Source organism: Shewanella sp. TB7-MNA-CIBAN-0143 (genome assembly GCF_040310065.1).
In the GTDB taxonomy this organism is placed as follows: Bacteria; Pseudomonadota; Gammaproteobacteria; order Enterobacterales; family Shewanellaceae; genus Shewanella.
In genome coordinates this window covers 151274-173341 of the sequence record NZ_JBEOPL010000003.1, presented here as the reverse complement: position 1 = coordinate 173341, position 22068 = coordinate 151274, and the positions used below count along the sequence as shown (strand labels likewise).

The window sequence follows — 22068 nt, the reverse complement described above, 5'->3', positions numbered from 1 at the left end:
ATTAAAATTGGTTTTTAAATAGGGCTATTGTGCCGCGCTTAATGCGGTTAAAGCAATTTGGGTCATGGTTTGTACGCCAACCTTAAGGGCACTTTCATCAACATAAAATGCTGGAGAGTGATTACTGGCGACGTTATTGATATCTTGGTCAGCAGGAGTCACTCCTAAGAAAAAGAACATCCCAGGTGTTTCTAATGCGTAATAAGAAAAGTCTTCCGCACCGGTAATCAGTCCTGGCTCAATCAACATATTGTCACCCACTACAGAGGCGATAACCGGGCGCATTTTGCTGACTAATTCTGGGTTGTTAACCGTAACCGGATAACCAGGTTGGATCACGGTTACTGCAATGGCGCCAACTGTTTTAGCGGCATTAGCTGCCACTTCGGCCAATTTAACTTTAATGTCGGCGCGCATATCTTGATCGAAAGTACGAATAGTACCAATAAGTTCTACTTCATCAGGAATAATATTCGATCGAATACCACCATTAATGGCCCCAAAACTCACCACGGCGGGTGCTTTGGTGATATCCACCTGACGACTAATAATGGTTTGTACACTATTAATAATTTGTGCCGAGGCCACGATAGGATCAACACCACTCCAAGGACGTGAGCCATGGGTTTGCTTACCCATCACTTTAATCGTAAATGAGTCTTCACTCGCCATTGCAGGGCCGGAACGTAGACCAATCATACCTGTAGGCATGCTTGAAGTAACATGCATACCAAACACTTGCTCAGGCTTGCGCTTAGCAAATAAGCCTTGTTTGAGCATTAACTCCGCACCGCCTTGCTCACCTTCTGGCGCGCCTTCTTCGGCTGGCTGAAAGATAAACATTACATCACCGGCTAGGCTGTCTTTTACTTTTACGAGGTTTTCAGCCACGCCCATCAGCATGGCCACATGGGTATCATGACCGCAGGCGTGCATCACACCTACTGTTTGATTTCGATAAGTGTCAGTTACTTTAGAGGCAAAAGGTAAATCAACCACTTCGGTAACGGGCAGCGCATCCATATCAGCGCGTAAACCAATTAATGGCCCAGGCTTGCCGCCTTTTAGTATGGCGACAACACCGGTATGAGCAATACCCGTCTGCACTTCAAGTCCGAGAGATTTAAGATGTTTCTCAATCACTTTACTGGTGCGAAATTCGCGATTAGATAATTCAGGGTGTTGATGTAAATCGCGGCGCCATGCAATGACTTTGCTTTCAACTTGAGCGGTTAGCTCTGCAGCATTGGGCACGCTAGCCACGGTAGTCGTGCTGTAAACACTGGTGGCAAATACACTTGAAAGCAGTAAAGCAACAGACGTCAGGCGCATGTTTATTCCATTTATTATAGTAATTAGTGCAACAAAACTACCTTGAAATGACGCTTTTGTTAAATCTTTTACCGCTTTGCTAACAAGTCAATTGTATCTATTTATTAATACCCAACACTCACGACTAAACTGGCGACTTTGGAAGGTGAAAAAACACCACATCGCTGTCGATAATTTCAAGCTGCCAACCTTGCTGTAATGCTAACCATTGAAAGGTTTCTATAGAGTAGAAATTGATATGAGTTGGGTCAATTTTATAGTACCAATTGTTAAACTTATCTAAGCTGGGTACTTGTTTGGTCATTACTGCCAATATGCCGCCAGGCAACAATAATGTACTTAACTGCGTCATCAACGCCTGCGCATTGGCAATGTGCTCTATCACTTCAGTTAAGCAAACAAAATCATATTGCTGAGAGAGTACTTGAGTATCTGGGTGGTAAAATAAATCATAATTAACCACCTTAATACCTTGCGCTGCAGCCATTTTACTTAACACTGCGCCTTCACCGCAGCCAAAATCTAACCCTGTTGCGTCGGGTTTAATACGGGCGATTAATGGCGTTAAAGTACGAGATAAAAATTGTTGATAACCCACATCGGCAACGTCATTATTGTGGCAATCATAATGGGCTTTTTCAGCTATTTGATCCAAATGAAATGCTGCAGGAACCGATACCAAAAAACATTGCGAACAACGGACATAGGGACGACTTTTATCTTGAGAAAAAGCAACTGTTTCATGGTGACACAAAGGACAAGACGACAAAGCGAACTCCAAAATAAACCGAATGGGTCAATCAACAGCAAGACTAATCAGATTGAACTGGCTCTATACTGGTGTCTTTAGGGATTTTACGGGTTTGAGTAGCGGCCTCTTGCGCCTGTTGTAAATACTTTTGCTGACGGGTTAAACGCTCATCCGATTGAGCACGGGCTTTTTCGAGCTGCTGCGCTTCCCAATCGTTTGGCTGCGACTTAGCTAATACTTCTTGTTCACGTTCCGAGGTAGCCTTGGCTGCCTCACGCGCTTTTTGCAATTGCGTTTGCTCAAGTTCAGCCGACTCTTGGCGCGCTTGCTCGCCTTTTTCAGCCAAGGTCATTGTTTTATGTGGCTTATCAGCAGCTACTGTAAAAAACGCCAATGAACTGGCCGTAACGAGCAAAATAAATGAGCCTATTAGCCGATGTCTCATCTTGTCTATCCTTTGATTTTATCGCCGTTATAACGCTCACGAACCACAGCAGGCATGGCCGTTAACTTATGTTGCACCATTGCGTTAAACACTGCAAATATTGGCGCGATTTCAGCAGCGGGATTTAACGCAATCAACGTGTGGGCAACCGCTTCCAGAGTTGACAAGCTGTCGCTACGTTTCGCTTTACGAATGATATATTGCGACTCATCTTCACATTCTAGATGCAATGACGGGTAATTAAGTAACCACGGATTGAGCTGCAACATTCGATATGCTTTACGCCAAGTACCGTCGACTAAAATAATTATCGCAGCCTCACTTGCTCCAGTCTCGGCTACAGTTTGGCTGTGCTCATTTGGATAAACCACATAAATCGGCTTCGTTTGCGCAGCTAAATAATGTTGCAGCTCAATAAAGTCCGCGGCAGATTCACCCACGTAAATTTTCATCTGCGGCATCACCAGTTTCAATAACCTCACGGTGTTCTTAGCATGATCCACTTCAGATGGATGCTGCATCACCACCACCTCGGTATTTGACGTCACCGGTTTGAGCGCATGACACACGCAAGCCGACTGTGGGTATTGGCAATGGATACAATAACTTCTGCTCATTTTTTGTCTTATTTTGTTGCAAATCTGTTGTTGCAAATATGTAAAGTTGAGTTCAATATACTTCGCTCTACACCATAATACCTCAAGGAAGAACCATTACTATGACTAGAACAAAGATGTCTGTGGCATTAATGCTCGCATTGGCCACAATCCCTGCATATGCAGCACAAGATAATACCTATCACCACGAAGCAGAAATCGGTTTTTTAGACTCATCAGGTGAAGCGGATGGCCTAGTTAACGCCAATTATCGCTATTACTTTAAAGCGGTTGAACAAGCAGATAAGCCATATGCATTGGCGGGATTCTTTAATCAAGGATCAACTGTTTCTGCCCGTTATGCCACCACTGACTTCCAAGATTTATATCACATCTCTGGAGAATACGTTTTTGACTCAAAATGGTTTTTGGGGGCTGGAGTCAACCAGTTAAATGCAGATGATGCTGTATTTGACATCACAACATACGAGATTAGTGCTGGATATTTTTTTAGCGAACACTCAAAGTTATCCTTGAACTACACGACCAACTCAGAATCAGAATCTAACAATGGCGCATATCTAGAATATGAATTTGAATCATATTTTAGCCAAAACATTGATGCTATCACGTTAACTTACGAACATTTTATTCCATTACAATCAACCGCTGGAGTGTTTATAACTGGGGCTGTAGGTTATCAAAACCCACAATATATCAACAACGAAATGCTCACTCAAGTTGATGGCTCAACTCCGACTATAGTGCAAGATTCTAAAATAAACTTTGAAAATGACATTTATACTGTTGCAGTGTTTGCAGATTGGTATATCAATAACGCATGGTCAGTGGGTGCGACTTACTACCGGACAGATGTAAATACTGATTTAAGCAGCAGTAATATTGATTACTCAAATAAAAGTAGCCACAGCAACAACATCACTGAAACGGGTTTAAATACACGTTACTTCTGGCATTTTTCAGATGTATTCTCGGCTAAGTTTTCACTAGAACATTATTTCGATAATGGTGAGTATAATAGTGATTCAGAAACTAATGTTGGCATAGCAATTAACGCCCGTTTCTAAGTTTCATCATATTGAGGCAAAAAAATACCCGCGGAATGTGGTTAGCATTCTGCGGGTTAAAGGTGATATTACTAAAGCTAATTAGTCATGTTGTAACTGTTCTTGATGCAGATGGCTTAAACGGTTCATTGCCATAATGATCAGCAATACTGCACTAAAGCCCCCCATCACAACCGCTATCGCATAAGGTGCAGGTATATCTGTTAGCTGGATCAACGCCGTCAGTATTGATGCCCCACTCATTTGAATGCAACCTAACATCGCCGTCGCGGTACCAGCGCGCTCACCGAAAGCCGACAACGCCATACTGGTTGCTGGGCCAAGCAAAATAGCAAAGCCAATACATAAAATCATCATCGGAGCCATAAAGGCTATTGCGGCGGCTAATCCTTCTTGAGGGCCAGCAAAGTACATCGCGGCTTCGATAACAGCAGCAATCAACATCAACGATAATGCCACTACTACTCCCGGACGGTTACCGATACGCTTAACCAACACTGGGGCAGCAAAACATGCGGCAATATTTACCGCAGCATTAAGGCCAAATAAACCGCTGAAAGTTAATTCTGAAATGCCTAAATGACCAATTAACCATACTGGTGAATAAGACACGTAACATAAAATTGATGCCATCGCGATCATGCAACAACTGGCATAAAACATAAAATGAGGGTCGCCAATAACCGGCTTATAGCGGCTCCAACGGTATAAAGGCCCTGTACTGTCGGTATTTAACGGACGTGTTTCCGGAAAACGGAACCCCACCAAAAACAACACAAAAATGGCATACAAAGCCATAAAAATGAAGGTAGAACGCCAGCCAAACTGTAATGCTAATAAGCCACCAAATGTAGGTGCCAGTGCCGGGACCACACAAATTGCACCATTTAGATAACTGTACATCGACACACTTTCTTTGCGCGAATAGCAGTCACGTACCGCACTAAATACCACAATAGAGGTGGAACAAGCCGCTAAGCCTTGAAACACACGGGCAACCTGCAACCATTCAAACTCAACCGCATAAGCCCCTAATAAACTGCTAATGCCATAAAGTACAATCCCAAATAATGCGACAGGTTTACGGCCAAAACGGTCAGCTAACGGACCAATTAAAATTTGCCCTACGCCCATCGCAAATAAAAATAACACTAAGGTGGACTGTACTTCACTGTTTGATACACCGTACTCCAATGCCATTGCAGGCATAGACGGTAGATAAATATCAATAGCCAACGGGCTCAAAAGCACCATAAACATTAACAGTGGCAATAAGTTACGACGCATAAACTTCTTTCTCTCAAATTTTTAATGCACAAAGGTCACCCTTAATAGGGCGCTATAATAAGTCAAATGGAGGTATGAATGAAAATGATATAAAATCCGAAGTGAATTTCCATTTGAGAATATCACATGAATTTAGACAACCTTGCTCGAATCGATCTTAATCTATTAGTCATTCTACAAGTATTACTTGAGGAGCAAAGCGTCACTCGGGCTGCCCATCGCTTGCATGTGAGTCAATCTGCTGTCAGTAAAAGCTTAAATCGGTTGCGAGAAACACTAGACGATCCACTGTTTCAACGCACAGCACACGGCTTAAAGCCAACCGCACATGCTGATGCATTAAGACAACAACTGCCGTTAGTATTACAAAACTTGTATCAACTTACGCAACCGCCAACCTTTCATCCGGCGACCAGTAACCGCCAATTTTCATTCTCGATGGTCGAAAGTGCTTATGAAACCTTAATTCCCTATTTTATCGGACCATTATTACAACAGGCACCGTTAATAAAATTAGATTCCTATGTTTGGACCGAAAAATCCATGCAAGACCTACAGCAAGGACAAATAGATTTTGGCATTGCAGGTCGAGATATTCTGCCTCAAACCGACGTCAATATTGACAACGTACCTGAAGGCATTGAATCACAAGTCTTATTTAACGATCATCAAGTTTGCTTAGTGCGTAAAAATCATCCTATTTTACAGGCTGTAAAAGATGGTCGCTGGGATCAAGCTCACTACCTTAACATGTCTCATGTACAGGTAAGATGTGAAGGTAACGATTGGTGGGCACTAGATTACCACTTAGCCAACTTGGGCTTACATCGTAACCTATCGACCACAGTGCCAGATTTTTATGGTGCTGCCAGCGTTTGTGCCAATACCGATTTAATTTTTACCTTGCCCTCTAGCTTTGCTAACCATGCACAAAAACTATATTCGCTGGTGCCCATTCCCTTACCCTTTGAGTTTATGCCTATGGCTTATGTGTTTTTATGGCATGAACGAAATAATCAAGAGCCGGGACATCAATGGTTTCGCAATATTATTTTCAGCAGCGTCGATAAAGCCATTGCGAACCAACATATTAGTAAACACAACGGCTGACATTGAGCCTAAATTGAACTTTTAGCTCGCGCAACACTCAAATAAAACGACTAGATGACAAATAATCCATCAAGCCAACCTGATGGATTATGTAATAGGGTAAACCCTCGGAGATCAGAGGATGTTCAGTTCAATTTACACTCACAAAATAATGCAACGTCTGCAAAAAATGCGACCATTGGCAACATTAACAACGGTTGCCACAGTCTTGATCGGCGGCTTGCTATTATTACCGTTAATATTACCGTTAATATTACTGTTAATAGTACCGTTAATATTACTGTTTGTGTCTGTAGGTTTTATCGGTATGACACTGTTAAGCCGCCAATACATGCGCCAGCATCGTACTGCATCATCACCCCTTTCAACAGCTAATCCCAAAGATGATATTTATCATGATCATCCAAATATTGAACGAGAAAACTCGAATCAGAAATCTCGTTTGAGTCATGCCAAATCTGCAGGACTATCGTGACTAAAGTTGAAAAATAACAGGTTAGTATTGACTCACCTATTGACCATCATGCAGCCGTTAAAACATGACCGCGAAAGTAACCATCACTAAAAGTATTTTATAAACAGTATTCCTACACCTAGTGTCGATTTACTCTTTTGTATTATCCGTGTGATGAATAAACTTCATTCGGGCTCACAAATGCAATGTATTACATACAACTCAAATCCAAACTGATTTAACTCAATAGACTTTCGCTCTCAAACTTAAAACATTAACTAGGTTTAACGTGACATATTATGTCAAAACGTTGCAAGCTGTATATTAAGTCATCGTTACTAATTTATAGATAACGTTTTTTAGACACCTATTTTCAGACTAAGCGCATTCAGGAGCCATTATGAAATTTAATCAATCATTCCACACTGCCAATTTAAAAAGTCGATTCTCTGCTATGAACCCCATTTTGGCATTACTGATGTTTTTTAGCATCGCATTAACCACAATTGTGCTATTACCCTTTTTATTGTTACTGGGCTTATTAAGCTTTATTACTTTACAGCTATTAGGTAAAAAAATATTGCAGAGAAACCAGTCACAAGCCCAACAAGGTGATATCTACCAAGACCGCGCTGATGTTCAGCGCGAACAAGCAGCACCTTACGCAGATATGTTTAGCCGACCTAAATCGAATCAAACTGAACACACTGGTCGCACATTTGAGCATCAGGCAGATTAACTAACCGTTAGATGCGTTTAGTGACAACCTTACCGATTCTAGCCATTTTTCCAAATTGGTATTGGCTATGTTTATCTTAAGATTACCGTCATTAGTCGTCATTCCTGCAAGCTATTAACGATATCTAAGCCGGTAAAACCTTAAATATTCGCCAAAAATATCGGCTGGCTATGTTTATTATTTATGTAAAACATAAAGAGCGGCTAAACACTAGTCACCTCTTAGGCATTGAATCGCGCAGATCAAACCCCAATGTTATTAGAAGGCGGGCAAATAGAGTAGCAAACGATGCTGCAACATTTGCCAGTAATATAAGCCAAAAATTCGATACTGAGGAGAAGATAAAATGAACAAGACACTCATTTTAGGCGCAAGCGGACAGATCGGTAACATGGCGACAAAGCAGCTATTAGCAGATGGCCAATCAGTCATAGCGTTAGTGCGAGATAAAAATAAATTGGCTGATATCGCCAGCGATAAGAAGCTAGACATAGTTGAAGCGGATTTAGAACAGGACTTTAGCCAAGCATTTAACGATTGCGATCAGGTCATTTTCAGCGCTGGCTCAGGTGGTAAAACAGGTGCAGACAAAACTATGCTCATTGATTTATGGGCGGCCTGTAAAGCCATTGATTACGCAAAAGCGGCTAATGTGTCACATTTCATTATGGTCAGCTCTATCGGCGCTGACGATCCCGACCAAGGCTCAGAACAAATGAAGCCTTACTTAGTTGCCAAACACATGGCCGATGAATACTTGATCAGCAGTGGGCTTAACTACACTATATTTAGACCGGGTTCATTAACCGATGATCGTGCCACAGGTAAAGTCCAAACCCAACGGCCGAGCAGCAAAGAAAAAATGACCATTCACAGAGAAGATGTTGCTCGCGCACTGACTTACGCTGTAGGAAAACCACAGCTAGGCGGCAAAGTCTTTGAATTATTTAATGGCAGTAAATCCCTCACTGATGTCCTAAATTAATCCATTCAGTAGGCATTCGCCTAACAACGCCATAAACACTTAAACAACATTAAGGTCAGCACAACGCTGGCCGTTTTTTAGGGGGATTACCGATTAATTTAAGATACTGAAATATAGCTAGTTAAATAATTTGCAAAGAGGCTAAGGGAAATTGCTGACTACAGAAAAGTGGTAAATACCAATTACATCAAACAGCGCGTTTTCTCGAACTGTTATTGACATAATAAAGAGTAACATCTCATGTGTGCGGGCTTGTTCAACACTTGGGATAGGACGCGGCTTCGCGCGGCCTATCCTTATTTGATAGGTGCTACTTGTAACCCATCAAGCTTATTTCTATTGATGATACAGAACTAGAATCAGAAAAATCACGGCAGACGACTACTTTTGTGAACGTTTTTTCTGTTTCAATATTATATTTATCTACATCAGAGCTACATCTCTGTAGGAATACTCCCTTTTCATCACGAATTACCACTTCAATCTTATACATTTCAAAATTAGTCATCTGAGTAATCTTGTATTCACCCGCGACGACATAATTAGAACCTTCTAGGCGGCTGACTTTACTAGTTACCTCGAAACTTTCTATTTTTGTAGGATTGTAACTTTGCATTTTCTCATATTCACTTGGATTAACATATTGAGTAATTAAAATGATGATGGTTATTGATAGACCAAAACCTAAACCCCATAAGAATCCATTTTTAAGATTATCCACACGATCTCCTTGTATGCCTAACGTTTTAGTATTTATGCGCTGCGCTGTTTGCATGGCATAAACAGCTTGTTGGACTTGGCCGATACCGAGTCCAGATTAATAGGTACACTTTATGCTTTTGGTATTTGCTTTTTTTGATGCTGGCTCTGGGCTACAGAGCCGTTTTTATCAATTGATGTTGAGTAGTAGGTAAGTTTTTCATTGAAATCCCTTTTCATCGTGTTTTCCTTAATTGAAAATGTACAAATTCAACTCTGAAATTGAGGCCGTTGAAGACTCTTTACAACAGAATGCGTGAGCCTGATAGGTCTTCCTCGAACATATCCATGTAGGCTTAACCAAAACCAAATGAATGACCGGTTAGTCGACTTTTACACCGTAGGTTTATGCTTACTTTGAGCAAATATAAGCAGAAAGACACCAAACATTATTGCTATGTCTGCGACATTAAAAATGCCTGTTCGAATCGAGCCTATACCGATATTTAGAAAATCGATAACGGCCCCATTATTAACGACACGGTCGTAGAAATTGCTCATACCACCAGAAAACACTAACGATAATGCAATTAAAGGGACAAGGTGCTGTTTGGCATTAGAAATTAAATAAACCAGTAAAGCCAATAAAAACGTACCGACCAAAACAACAAAAAACCAGAACCGAGCTTGTTCAGATAGATTATTACCTAAGCCTAGAAATGCACCAATATTTTCTGTGTAACCCACTCTAAGAAGGTCATTAAGGTAGCTCGTCATTTGAAATTTAGGAAGATGTTCTGCCGCTAATAACTTCGTGCCTTGATCACAACCTACGCATGACAGCGTCACTAAAAAAATAACCAATAATCTTTTCCAAACGTCCATATTTACTTTATACCTTTTCTGGCTGCTTACGTTGTAGTATTTGTGCATTGGATTGTTTATAAAGCACAAATCTCTTGTTAAACCTAAACGATTTCTAGCTTAGGTTAATTGGTTTGATTTGCTAATAGGAATTTAGTTATTGATGTGGACTCTGAGTTACTGAGTAAATTGGTAGTAAGATATATCGAGTTGCTAGTAAGTTTTTCATTAAAATCCATCGTCATTATTGTGCTCCATCACATCTTTCTCACTCTAGCTGATTCAATGAGCATAATACACTCAACAGAATTCTCATATTGCTCTGTGCTACAGCTTAATTCAACAACTATTAATTCAACAACTATTAATTCAACAACTAATTGGACGGTTCACTCGATAAAGTCGGCCATTTAAGTTATTGCTCAATATCTTTCATTGCCTAATATCTTATTGATATAAATAATTTATGAACAATAAAAAACACATCACATACATTAAAAATAACTACGCCACTTCAAAGATTACCAACTGAGCGAATATATGACCGGCAGTAATAGCGATAAACTCAGCCAGACAATGATCGTTAGTGGGACGCCCACTCGGACAAAATCGGTAAATTTATAGCCGCCAGCATGCATTACCAGTAGGTTAGTCTTATAAGCCATAGGGGTGGCATAACTCATATTGGCACCAAACAGCACAGCAATAACAAAGGGTTCGGGATCAACCTGCAGTTGCTGCGCAATGCTGATAGCAATAGGAGTGCCTATGACTGCAGCAGCATTATTAAACACAATATTGGTCATAATGGCCATTAGCAACATCAGTCCAGATACAATAACCGCCGGAGAAGCCCCTGCGGTTAACGCGACAAAGACTTGTGCTAAATACTCTGCACCACCGGTTTTTAATAATGCCGCCCCCATCGCCAAACTCGCCGCCACAATCAAAATGACCTGAGTGCTTAGCGCCATAGAAGCATGACGCCAGGTTAGGCAGCGTGTGACCAGCATAAGCAGCACACCCCCTACAGCACTTATCGCAATGGGAACATCCCCAAATGCCGACACAAGAATAATTGCCGCCATAATCAGTAAAGCCGTTACCGCTTTATCCGTGTACGGAAGATCTGCGGTGGCATCGAGCACTAATAGCTCACCAGCACGCTTAATTTCGCCAATGGTGTCTTGATCTCCCTGAACTAAAAGAACATCACCAATGCGCAAACGGGCCTGTGCTATTTTTTCACGCAGTGTCTCTACTGAGTTTCCCTCTCGATGTATTGCCAGCACCATTAATTGATAACGATCATAAAAGTTAAGTTGCCTCAAGGTCATACCAAGCAAAGGTGAACCTTGCATGACAACTATTTCGGCAATCTGCTGTCCCTCACCGGATAAGGGATGTTCTTCATCAACAGGCGTATCTCCAACATAGAGCATGGCATCCAGAGCACTTTCCAGTTCCTTCAAATTGTCCGGAGTGTCATTCACCATTAACCTATCTCCAGCCTGAATTTGCGCATCGGGTAACGGTACAACATAGGTTCCAGTGCCCCGCATAATGCGTGATACTTCCAGCAAACCTGAGCTCTTTTCAATCAGTTCGGTCAATGTCTTACCGACTGCAAAACCGTCTTCCAATATAACCAGTTGGGCAGTAAATATTCTTGGGGAGGTATCGCTGAGTATGGCCTTACGAGCAGGCAGTAAGCGTGGCGCAATCAACCATAAATAAACAATAGCAATAGCGGCAACGATTGCTGCCGGTACAAAAAAATCAAACATCTGCAGTCTTCTTAAGCCCATATCTGCAGCAACTGAAACAACTAACAAATTCGTCGAGGTGCCAATACTGGTACTCATTCCTCCCACCAGAGTGGCAAATCCCATTGGCATTAACATCCCCGAAGCTGGCTCTCCGGTTCGCAGCGATACACTGATTAGAATAGGCAGCAGCAATACGACTATAGGTACATTATTAACAAATGCACTCAGAAAAGCGCCAACCAGCAAGGTCAGCAACATACTCAATGCGGGGCTTACAAGCCATAAGCGCGCCAGAATTCGACCAAGAGGTACTAGCGCTCCGGTGCGCACTAAACCATTTCCGGCAATCATTAAGGCACACACTGCCACCAGCGCTTCATGGCCAAAACCACTGAAAAACTGCAACGCCTCAAGATGTTGCCCCTGCGAATTGACGTAAGGAAAAACAGTAAAACCGATGCTCAGCATTGCCAGAATAAACAGACTCGACGTCTCAATGGCAATAGATTCTCTGGTAAATAGAAACAGGGCAAGCAACACAAGCAATAACACAGCCAGTGCATGCGCATCAGGAAGCGGTGGCAAAGTCGTTATATTAATTGCTGTCACCTGTCGTTAACCTTTTCTATTGGTATGAGCATGGTAAGGCTAGGCTTGCTGTGAAGTTTTTCCACAAAGCGCTTCAAAGCAGGTTGAGATATGTTGAATATATATCAGTTAAATATTAGGCATTGTTTCTAACTAAAGCGAATTGAAGAGACACGCTACACACTTATCTAGCGTGAGTCATCACTGAGTAACAACCCCAACTTAAAAACAACCATAACAAAGCAAATGTCATTTACGCGAGTAAGCACTTTGCCTGTTGCAAGGTAGTTAACTCATCTTCCGTTGGATTAAGCGCAATCACACTGTCAATTTGCATCAGTAACGACTGCCAAAGCGGCTCGATGACCTGGCGCTGAATCTCGTTGGCGTGCAAATTAGCTTGTTGTAGTAAATATGCTGCTTGTACCACATCGATACGGCCTAAAATTCCGTCGGCTAAGGCGACACTCAGTTCAATCATCGCGGTGACATTACGGCCGTATTTAATCACTTCATGCAAATAGTGTTCAGCAATATTAAGTTGCTCTTGGCTAGCGTCATCATCGTGCAAGATATCACTGCTGCAACGTAACATCGCATCCAACTGGCCTTGTTCTGCGGCTTCTTGCATCCATTGTTGGCTCGTAGCGATATCAACTTGGCATCCTTCACCTTGTTCAAGCATCAGTGCCAAATGATATTGTGCATGCGGGTAACCGGTTTGCGCTGCTTTATTTACCCATAAGTAAGCTTGTTCAAATTGTTGGTTTTGATAAAACAGCACCCCAAGGTTTGACATTGCTTCAGCATCTTCTGCATTAGCGGCTAATGTCAGCAATGTTTCGGCTTGATTAATATCCACTTCAAATTGATCACTGCCCACCAGATAAAAGAAACCTAACAAGGCCTGCGCATTAACAATACCTTGTGCTGCCGCTTGCGCAATAAACGCCTCGCCCGTCGCAGGATTTTCCACACCACTATAGCCGTGCAATAAGCTCACACCATGTTCAAACAATGCCGCTTGATGATGAGCTGATGCAATATGAAACCAATGTGCTGCTTGGGCAAATACATCCGCTGACGTTTGTTCAACCGTGGTTGATATTGGGCTTGGAGTGTTTGATTCTGCTGAATTTGAATTTGAACTTGAGGATGTTGAGCTTGATGATGCCGAACTTGAACTTGCTAAGAGTGAATCGTCAGTGGTGTGTGCCAACGCGCGCTCTTGCTCTTGTAGCATTAATCCTTTGACTTTAAGTGACATCCCCACTAAATACTGTGCTTCAGGATCATTTTTCATCACTGCGCGATAACATAAATCGCGGCCAGCAAATGAATCAAATGCTTCAAATTGATAATGCGGAGCAACACCTGGATGCAGAGAGGGATATAGCTTTTCAATTATCTGCAGAATTTGATGGATCGACTTTTCCGCGATGTTAACAAGCTGAGTTTGAGTTAAATGATATTTTTCAGGATGTGCGCCGCGATTACCATCACTGCGTAATCGGTGTAACGCCCGCACTGCGGCAACATCAATAACACGTCGCTGATTCAGCTGCTCAATACGATCATATAAGTTTGCTGAGGTAAACGTTACTCCATGCTGCACCGCTAATTGAGCGGCGAGTTTATGGGTAAAGCTTCGAATGTAGACTAACGCTTGGGTAGGAATATCGCGTACATAACTTTTAGCTAAACGATAATCGTCGCTTAACTCAGCAGAGAAACCATTAATAAACTCAATATCATTTAACAATGGTTTCTCCTTTTAGCGAGTTGATTGAATATTTATCCCTCTGCTTTATCGGCATCCGGTGTTTTACGATTAACCATATACAATCTAAATAACGCAATATTAACAAACAAACCTAAGAACGAAAACGTTGCTTCAACCACCAGTTGCAATGGAAAACCAACTTGCATCGCGACTTGTGAAAACATGCCAGCTAATAGAGACAATGGCACGTACAGCATTAATACCGCAATGGTTTTAATCGTTATAGGGCCGCTAAATTTAAAGCTACTCTTAATCGCTTCTAAAGGTGTTAAACGTTCAACCACCACCATAAAGTTCACATAGGCGAGGCGAGAAAACAAGTACAAGCTCACGATTAAGCCAATCAACCATAGTGGGCCAAACGCAGCAAAGATCATCACCGGCGCTAAAATGGCTAAACCAGAAAATACTCCAGCCAGTAATAATGGCGGTACAAAAGGCAAACTAGCCTTTAATATTTGTGCCGGGGCAAGATCATGGCCTTGAGAGCGTAGCTCTAAATACAAAGTTAATGCGGCAATTAAAAACGAAAACACCAACAATAACACCATCATTGCTGCAGCGTGTACTGCACCGAATTGTGGGTTTTCAGCATCAGCCTGTAGCATTTCATTACCTAGCCAAAGTTGAATAGCGACTTGGATTAACAGTAATGGCAGCGTCAGTACGGCAAGCTGACGGATGTGGTTTCGAAAAAAGTTAAATGCTTCAGTCAAAATTGCAAACAATGACATGTGGGTTCCAGTAATCTATTAACAACGAATATTGCGCTTAGGATACCCAAAAAAAATGCATTTTGCACAAGTCTAATGTGTAAAAATCGCGATCATCTGTCGCATTTATGTAAATCAGGGTAAAATGATGCATAAGTTTAGACATTGAGCCACATCAAAGGACACTCATTATGAAATTAGCTTCTGCATTACCGGTACTGTTTACCGTCTTCGTATTCTCAGCGCCAGCAACTGCGGGCTGGTTAGACAACGTTGCTGAAATAACTAAAAAACCAGCAACTGAACAAGCCAAAACCATTGCACTGTCTGAAACAACTGAGCAATCAAGTGCTTTAGTGGGTAACGTTATGTCTCAACTTGGCTTATCTCAAACCCAAGCTGAAGGCGGGTTAGGCTCACTACTTAGCTTGGCTCAAACCAATTTAGGTGAAAATGATTTTAGCCAATTAAGCAACAGCATCCCAAATGCGGACGGTCTACTGGCTGCAGTTCCTGCTTTATCATCAGGCAATGGCATGTCAGGATTATTGTCACAAGCAGGTGATTTAGGCTCTGCGTTACAAGGTAGCGCAATGGTATATGATGCTTTTGAAAAGCTTGGTATCTCAAAAGAATATATTACCCCTATGGTTGATATCGCTAAAAACTATCTCCAACAGAGTGGTGGTGACGGTACGGTTGATTTATTAATGAAAGGCTTAGGTTCAGTCTTATAATCATTATTAAGACGGCTTAAAGCTACCCTAACACCCGCGTTAACATTATTTAATCCCAAGCCATTCGCTTGGGATTAGCATTTTTGCTAGCATAAAAATGAATAGTAACATTGGACAGAATAATTATGATCGCCAAACTAAAGCAATTTCTCCAATCGCATACTCAAGAAAGTAGCCCAGAAGAGAAACAGAAAAACCTCAACCTGGCCGCGGCAACCCTATTGCAAGAGGTTGTGTACGCCGACGAAAATTTGGCTGCTGCTGAAGCTGCTTTACTGCCCGAAGTGCTCATCAGCACTTTAGGCATTAACCCAGAAGAAGCGATAACCCTTATAGAAGAAGCAAATCAAAGCCGTAAAAATGCTACGTCTCTATTTGAGTTTACCGCCGAAATCAATGCTCAATTTAGTATTGATGACAAACAAAAATTACTGCTGTCAATGTGGCAATTAGCTTATGCCGATGGTGAATTGTCGCAATATGAAGACCAAATTATTCGCCGTACAGCTGATTTACTGCATTTAAAGCACAGTGAACTGATTCAAATGCGCAATATCGCCATGGAAACTCGCTAAATAATAGCCAATTAGCCTTGGCTATTATTGAGTAAATACTTACGCGTAAGATGAGCTTTTTGCCACCACATAAAAGGGGCGATAACCAACACCAATACAATGGCGTAAATCATATTACTGCCAAGCGCGATGCCCAAACCAACACAAAACAAACAACCTGCAATCACTAATGGTAGATACCGCTTGCTGAGTAACTTAGCTGCAGACAACATCGCCAATAAGTAAATAATCACAAACACGCCATTACTCCAAGCGATTAAGTCTTCTAATTCTTGAGTGCTATAAAAGGTCACGATGATCACCACCGCCATAGCCCCCAAAATGGCAAACAAGGCTCTAAAGGGCACACCGTGTGGGTTTAATTTATCAAAATAGCGCGGTAAAATGCCTTCTTTACTGAAGCTCCACAATAAACGCGCGGCGCTAGCAGCATACACATTCACGGTTGCTAACCCGCTGGCAATACCTAATACTCCGATGATACACGCGCCATATCCACCCAAAAAGGTGTTTGATAACAAATAATCAAATGCCGATATCATCGCTAAGCCGTCACCCTCGGTTGGTACCATTAGCAATAAAAAAGTACAGGCTAAATAAATAACACCCACTAATACGGTGCCCATCATCATTGCAGGCAGCAAATCTTTTTCGGGTTGGCGAAAGTCGCTGGCAAGATGTGTCATGGCCTCAATGCCTAGAAAACTCCAAAAACCAATACCCATTGCTAGCATCACCCCACTAAACTGCGGATGACTGCCATGCGCAAAGGTTTGTAGCTGATCGACATTTAACCCGCTGGCACCAAATAATATTGCGACTACCGATACAATCAACAAGGTTAACGCAAACTGTAATTTTGCCGACACCTGAATACCTTTAATATTCAGCAGCAATAACACAGCCACAATCAATAACTCTGCGACTAATTGACCTAGCCCAGAAATCGATATTAATGCTTCTAAAAATTGAAAGGTCATTAAAATTGCAGCAGGTGCACCAATGGGGATCACTAATAAAAAAATCAGCCCAATTGTTCGGCCTGCTGTAGCACCAAATGCTTTTTCAATAAAGTAAGCTGGACCCGCTGCATGCGGGAATCGACTCGCTAACAAACCAAATACTAATGCGACTGGAATAATGGCTACCGTTAATAACAACCATGCTAATAGCGAACCTGAGCCTGCTACCTCTATGGTCATTTGCGGTAAAATAAATACCCCAGTGCCTAGCAATGTGGTGGCCATTAAGCCAGCGCCTTGCCAGCGTCCTATTGTTGCGGTCATTTGATTCATTATCTTATTCTTACTGTGATATATTGCGATATTATAAGGCCAAACAGTAAAACATTCTGCGGGTTAATGAGCTCAAGTTGCTTTGCTAAACCGACAATATGACGGATAAAAGGCAACTTTCCGTCATAATGACAGTATGTAGGTGTGACACACAATTATCGGGATATAAATCATTGGATAAATTTGATAAAGCGATTATAAACGAATTACGCCACAATGCTCGACAGAGTATTTCGTTTATTGCTGAGCAAGTGAATTTATCGCGCAGTGCTGTCACCGAGCGAATTAAGAAATTAGAACAAACGGGTGTTATCCGTGGTTATCAGGTGTTACTGAGTGAGTCGCAAAAACAAGGCGTGTCGGCATACTTTGAAATTCAGCATCGTTGCGCCCGTTGCGCCGAAGTCATCCATATTTTCACCACCATACCGGAAGTGATAACTTGCCAAGGCATTACCGGCGACATGGATTTATTGGTTTATGTGCATGCCAATTCTATGCAACGATTACATGAAATTCGCGAATTTATTGATGCTCAAGCTGACATCGTCAAAATTAAAACCCATGTGGTTATGAGCGAATGGATTAACAATCAAGCCTAAAAAAGCTCTGTATAGACAGAGCTTAATGGTTAAGTGTGTTAACTGTAACTAAGCTAATTGCTTACCTATTTCTAACCCTTTACCTCTTAACTCGATGAGCTTCTCGGCTAATCCGGCCATATCCATTTTGATGATACCGGCTTTGTGATTCGTTATATCTGCCAACCAAGCGGTAAAAGATTCATCATCGCGCTGATCATCCCAATGGGCAAACACCTCGTGCGACAAATAGATAACGGCAGCCAGCTTAGATGCAGGCTTAGCGTTAAGCGGTGCGCGTTGATGCTCGATCCCTTGCACTAAAGAGGGAGTAAATTTCCATGCTTTAGCTAATAGAGCACCAACAGAGGGTGAGTCGAAACCTAATAAGCTCGTTTCAAGCTGTTGCTTATCTGCCCCTTCAGCGACAGCGGCTCTGATTTGTGCTGCGACCGAAGGCTCAACAACGGCAATCAGTAAATCACCAATATTGTGTAAAATTGCGCACGTAAAAGCTTCATCTGGTGCAACGCCACAACGTTTGGCTACTTCTTGTGAATACAGGGCGACTTCAAAAGTCTCCCCCCAGAATTGGGCGAGATCAATCCCTTCTGCATTAGGAATTGCACCAATAACCGCAGAAGCAATCACTAACGTCCGCAACGTTTGCATGCCTAATCGAATCACCGCTTCGTCAATAGAACCCACTTCACGACTGCGACCAAAATGAGCTGAATTAGCTAACCTCAATACTCTAGCGCTAATAAGAGGATCTTGAGCCACTTTGGCTGCAATACTCTTTACGGTGGTATTTTCATTATTAACCGCATCTAACAATTCACTAACCGCTTTGGGTAAGCGAGGTAACTCATCAACTCTTTTTAATAATGCAGCAGATTCCATATTCCGAGAGTCCTTGTTATTATTTTTAATACAATAAATAAATCATATTAATAACATTAGCACAACATAAATAAAGCAAGAGAGGATGAGGCTGATATTTGATTGTAGCCTTAACAACTTATTTCGCAGATTTTGGATAAAAATCTGCGCTAAATCTTAGATATAACGCTAACTTGGCGTTACACTAATATTCGTTTATTTATTTGTAATATGAGCCAATATGCAACAACAGACCAGCGCCGATATGAATTTGTTATGGGGTCAATTGATCTTGGAAGAGCTTGCACGCTTAGGGGTTAAGCATGTGTGTATGGCACCAGGTTCTCGCTCAACTCCGCTAACATTGGCCGCTGCTAGTCAAACCCAGCTCACTCGTCATATTCATTTTGACGAGCGTGGTTTAGGGTTTATGGCCCTTGGATTGGCAAAAGCCAGTAATGCGCCAGTCGCCATCATTACCACCTCAGGCACCGCCGTGGCCAATCTTTATCCAGCCATTGTTGAGGCGTGGTTAACCCATGTGCCGCTGATTATTTTATCTGGTGACAGACCACCAGAGCTGATTGATTGTGGTGCGAATCAAGCGATTATTCAGCCTGCTATTTTTGCTCAATATGCTAAACAAGTTAACTTACCAACGCCTGATCTTGGTTATCCGGCTAATGCATTATTGAGTACTATCGATCATGCTGTAGCTAACCAACACCAGCCGGTTCACATAAACTGTATGTACCGTGAGCCGCTATACCCAACAGAATTGGTGACATTGGCTCACGTAAAAAAAACCGCGAGCTTTACAACTGCAACCTATCTTGCACCATTAAACCAGTGGTTTGAAAACACTAAACCACTGACGCGCTATGCTAGCCTAACGACTGCTGAGTTACCCACTACAGACACCTTAATGCGCTTTGTTCACGGTAAAGGCGTGATCGTGGTTGGTACCTTAGCTCCTGAAGATAATCCACAGCAAATCGTCGCGTTAGCACAAAAGCTTGGCTGGCCAGTATTAGTTGATGCACAATCACAATTGCGTCAGCATCCAGGCGTAATAGGCCACGTTGACCAGTTATTATTAAACCCGAAAGCCAACAAACAACTCGAGCAAGCTGAGCGGATATTAGTCTTTGGTGGGCGTTTTATTTCTAAACGTTTACTTCAATATATTGCCCAACAACCTTGGCATAGCTACTGGCATGTAGGTAAATACGGCGATCGTTTAGACCCGAGCCATCAATCTAAAGAATTTTATCAGGCAAATGTTCAAGCGGTATGCCAATTACCTTGGCCACGCTCATCACAAGCCAACTGGGCATTACAATTATTACCGCTAAATGAGTCATTGGAGTCGCTGTTTAAACAACAAATCGACAATACAACCTTTGGTGAAGCCCAAGTTGTGCGTGCCATAGCATTGGCTCAAACAGATCAACATATACTGTTTATCGGTAATAGTTTACCTATCAGGCTCTACGATATGTACGCACCAATTGCCACCAATACACCGGCAATTTATACCAACCGAGGGGCATCGGGCATTGATGGATTAATTGCAACCGCTTGTGGCGTAGCCGCAGACAAAAATGCATCTACAACCCTAGTGATGGGCGACCTATCCTGTTTGCATGATTTCAATTCTCTGGCACTGTTAAAACAAATGACTCAACCATTTGTGCTGGTTATTATTAATAATGATGGCGGTAATATTTTTAATCTATTACCTGTACCCAATGAAAGCCTGCGCAATGATTTTTACCGATTAAGCCACGGTTTAGAGTTTGGTTATGGCGCTGCTATGTTTGGTTTAGCCTATCGACAAGCAGATGATATTGAGTCGTTTAATCAAGCGTATCAAGAAGCCTTTGAGTTTAATTGTGCCTCAGTGATTGAAGTCAATGTCAGCCCAACTCAAGCCAGCGACCAAATAGCACAAATCAGTCAATGGGTGAAACAACACTAATGGTAATGATCAGTCGCTTTGGCCAACCACAATTACCAGCATTATTAATGCTGCATGGTTTTTTGGGTAGTAAAGACGACTGGTCTATTTTAATGCCACGTTTAAGCCAATATTTTCATTGTATTTGCATTGATTTACCAGGCCATGGCACTAACGTAGACACTTTAAACTCACCGGGATTACACCAAACGGCAGAGCTTATTGTGAGTAAAATGCATAGCATGGGTTATATGCAGTTTCATGTATTGGGTTACTCACTCGGCGGACGAATAGCGCTGCATATTGCAGATGATTATGCTGATTCGCTCTTGAGCTTAACGCTCGAATCCGCTCATCCTGGCTTGCAAGATGCTCAGCAACAAGCCGCGCGAGCTAAAAGCGATAGTATCTGGGCGAAAAAACTCCAGCATATGCCCATAGCGGACTTTCTCAGTCTTTGGTATCAACAAGCGGTTTTTAATGACTTGAGTCAATCTCAAAAGCAGCAACTTATTGCAATACGCCGCAGCAATGATCCACAACGCTTAACCAATTGTTACATGACAACGTCTCTTAGTTTGCAGCAAGACTGCCGCACTGTACTTGAGTCGCTAACGTGTCCATGTCATTTTATGTATGGGGTTGATGACAAAAAATTTGCTCAGGTGGCTATAGATTGGCAGGCGACACTGGCAGAGTCTGGTTTAGGCACTTTGCAGTTACATCCTTTGCACGCCGCAGGACATAATATTCACAGCCTGCATCCTCAATTGTTTACCGACACCTTACTGGGGTTATTGTGCTTAGATCCGTTAACGGATCCAAAGGAGTAACA

22 protein-coding genes are annotated in these 22068 nt (G+C 42.1%); 10 read left to right on the top strand and 12 right to left on the bottom strand.

Going from position 1 to position 22068, the window contains the following annotated elements; translation table 11 throughout:
• Positions 1–24 precede the first annotated feature (24 nt).
• From AAEY97_RS03600 to AAEY97_RS03585, 4 genes are all read right to left on the bottom strand, one after another.
• On the bottom strand, positions 25–1332 hold the full coding sequence (locus tag AAEY97_RS03600; RefSeq protein WP_182743321.1) for an amidohydrolase: 1308 nt from the start codon (positions 1330–1332) through the stop codon (positions 25–27).
• A 124-nt stretch (positions 1333–1456) separates the two neighbouring features.
• On the bottom strand, positions 1457–2101 hold the full coding sequence (locus AAEY97_RS03595) for a class I SAM-dependent methyltransferase (protein WP_350996648.1): 645 nt from the start codon (positions 2099–2101) through the stop codon (positions 1457–1459).
• Between the two features lie 43 nt (positions 2102–2144).
• Positions 2145–2528 carry a hypothetical protein gene (locus tag AAEY97_RS03590; protein WP_350996645.1) on the bottom strand — a complete coding sequence of 128 codons (384 nt, stop codon included), beginning with the start codon at positions 2526–2528 and terminating at the stop codon, positions 2145–2147.
• A 5-nt stretch (positions 2529–2533) separates the two neighbouring features.
• Entirely contained in the window at positions 2534–3145 is a 612-nt protein-coding gene (locus AAEY97_RS03585) for a tRNA-uridine aminocarboxypropyltransferase (RefSeq protein ID WP_350996642.1), read from the bottom strand.
• Positions 3146–3246: 101 nt separating this feature from the next.
• On the opposite strand from AAEY97_RS03585, the gene AAEY97_RS03580 reads away from it, so the two are divergent.
• The gene (locus AAEY97_RS03580; protein ID WP_157822754.1) at positions 3247–4212 is read left to right on the top strand and encodes a putative porin; all 966 of its coding nucleotides are present in this window, start codon (positions 3247–3249) and stop codon (positions 4210–4212) included.
• Between the two features lie 81 nt (positions 4213–4293).
• Here AAEY97_RS03580 and AAEY97_RS03575 read toward each other — a convergent pair whose 3' ends face one another.
• On the bottom strand, positions 4294–5499 hold the full coding sequence (locus AAEY97_RS03575; RefSeq protein ID WP_101084920.1) for a multidrug effflux MFS transporter: 1206 nt from the start codon (positions 5497–5499) through the stop codon (positions 4294–4296).
• Positions 5500–5625: 126 nt separating this feature from the next.
• Between AAEY97_RS03575 and AAEY97_RS03570 the strand changes: the two genes are divergently transcribed.
• The 4 genes from AAEY97_RS03570 to AAEY97_RS03555 all read left to right on the top strand — a co-directional run bounded on the left by AAEY97_RS03570 (position 5626) and on the right by AAEY97_RS03555 (position 8787).
• A complete protein-coding gene (locus AAEY97_RS03570) occupies positions 5626–6609 on the top strand; it encodes a LysR family transcriptional regulator (protein ID WP_101084919.1) in 984 nt (327 codons plus the stop codon).
• Positions 6610–6730: 121 nt separating this feature from the next.
• Entirely contained in the window at positions 6731–7084 is a 354-nt protein-coding gene (locus tag AAEY97_RS03565) for a hypothetical protein (protein ID WP_350996637.1), read from the top strand.
• Between the two features lie 379 nt (positions 7085–7463).
• Positions 7464–7802 (top strand): hypothetical protein, encoded by a 339-nt coding sequence (locus AAEY97_RS03560; protein WP_192114022.1) that lies wholly within the window; start codon positions 7464–7466, stop codon positions 7800–7802.
• Between the two features lie 346 nt (positions 7803–8148).
• Positions 8149–8787, top strand: coding sequence for an SDR family oxidoreductase (locus AAEY97_RS03555; RefSeq protein ID WP_011635783.1), 639 nt, complete (start codon positions 8149–8151; stop codon positions 8785–8787).
• 310 nt (positions 8788–9097) lie between these two features.
• Here AAEY97_RS03555 and AAEY97_RS03550 read toward each other — a convergent pair whose 3' ends face one another.
• From AAEY97_RS03550 to AAEY97_RS03530, 5 genes are all read right to left on the bottom strand, one after another.
• Positions 9098–9508, bottom strand: coding sequence for a hypothetical protein (locus AAEY97_RS03550; RefSeq protein WP_157822753.1), 411 nt, complete (start codon positions 9506–9508; stop codon positions 9098–9100).
• Between the two features lie 371 nt (positions 9509–9879).
• The gene (lspA, locus tag AAEY97_RS03545; RefSeq protein ID WP_101084914.1) at positions 9880–10371 is read right to left on the bottom strand and encodes a signal peptidase II; all 492 of its coding nucleotides are present in this window, start codon (positions 10369–10371) and stop codon (positions 9880–9882) included.
• 500 nt (positions 10372–10871) lie between these two features.
• Complete coding sequence (locus tag AAEY97_RS03540; RefSeq protein ID WP_350996632.1) at positions 10872–12728, bottom strand: SLC13 family permease; 1857 nt, start codon at positions 12726–12728, stop codon at positions 10872–10874.
• Between the two features lie 232 nt (positions 12729–12960).
• Positions 12961–14469 (bottom strand): DUF4145 domain-containing protein, encoded by a 1509-nt coding sequence (locus AAEY97_RS03535; protein ID WP_182743338.1) that lies wholly within the window; start codon positions 14467–14469, stop codon positions 12961–12963.
• A gap of 32 nt (positions 14470–14501) precedes the next feature.
• Positions 14502–15224 (bottom strand): hypothetical protein, encoded by a 723-nt coding sequence (locus AAEY97_RS03530; RefSeq protein WP_101084911.1) that lies wholly within the window; start codon positions 15222–15224, stop codon positions 14502–14504.
• 170 nt (positions 15225–15394) lie between these two features.
• Between AAEY97_RS03530 and AAEY97_RS03525 the strand changes: the two genes are divergently transcribed.
• Both AAEY97_RS03525 and AAEY97_RS03520 read left to right on the top strand, forming a co-directional pair.
• Positions 15395–15940 (top strand): DUF2780 domain-containing protein, encoded by a 546-nt coding sequence (locus AAEY97_RS03525; protein ID WP_182743340.1) that lies wholly within the window; start codon positions 15395–15397, stop codon positions 15938–15940.
• A gap of 125 nt (positions 15941–16065) precedes the next feature.
• A complete protein-coding gene (locus AAEY97_RS03520; protein ID WP_101084909.1) occupies positions 16066–16515 on the top strand; it encodes a tellurite resistance TerB family protein in 450 nt (149 codons plus the stop codon).
• 11 nt (positions 16516–16526) lie between these two features.
• Here AAEY97_RS03520 and yjeH read toward each other — a convergent pair whose 3' ends face one another.
• Positions 16527–17810 (bottom strand): L-methionine/branched-chain amino acid transporter, encoded by a 1284-nt coding sequence (yjeH, locus tag AAEY97_RS03515; protein ID WP_350996628.1) that lies wholly within the window; start codon positions 17808–17810, stop codon positions 16527–16529.
• Positions 17811–17983: 173 nt separating this feature from the next.
• On the opposite strand from yjeH, the gene AAEY97_RS03510 reads away from it, so the two are divergent.
• On the top strand, positions 17984–18412 hold the full coding sequence (locus AAEY97_RS03510) for an Lrp/AsnC family transcriptional regulator (protein ID WP_101084907.1): 429 nt from the start codon (positions 17984–17986) through the stop codon (positions 18410–18412).
• A 48-nt stretch (positions 18413–18460) separates the two neighbouring features.
• Here the strand turns inward: AAEY97_RS03510 and AAEY97_RS03505 are convergent, their stop codons facing one another.
• Positions 18461–19294 (bottom strand): HDOD domain-containing protein, encoded by an 834-nt coding sequence (locus AAEY97_RS03505; protein ID WP_162022087.1) that lies wholly within the window; start codon positions 19292–19294, stop codon positions 18461–18463.
• 220 nt (positions 19295–19514) lie between these two features.
• Here AAEY97_RS03505 and menD point away from each other — a divergent pair, with 220 nt between their 5' ends.
• Together menD and menH are read left to right on the top strand one after the other, a co-directional pair.
• On the top strand, positions 19515–21254 hold the full coding sequence (gene menD, locus AAEY97_RS03500) for a 2-succinyl-5-enolpyruvyl-6-hydroxy-3-cyclohexene-1-carboxylic-acid synthase (protein ID WP_350996625.1): 1740 nt from the start codon (positions 19515–19517) through the stop codon (positions 21252–21254).
• On the top strand, positions 21254–22066 hold the full coding sequence (gene menH, locus AAEY97_RS03495; protein ID WP_335692083.1) for a 2-succinyl-6-hydroxy-2,4-cyclohexadiene-1-carboxylate synthase: 813 nt from the start codon (positions 21254–21256) through the stop codon (positions 22064–22066). Before menD ends, menH begins: the two co-directional genes overlap by 1 nt.
• The last annotated feature ends 2 nt before the right edge of the window (positions 22067–22068 follow it).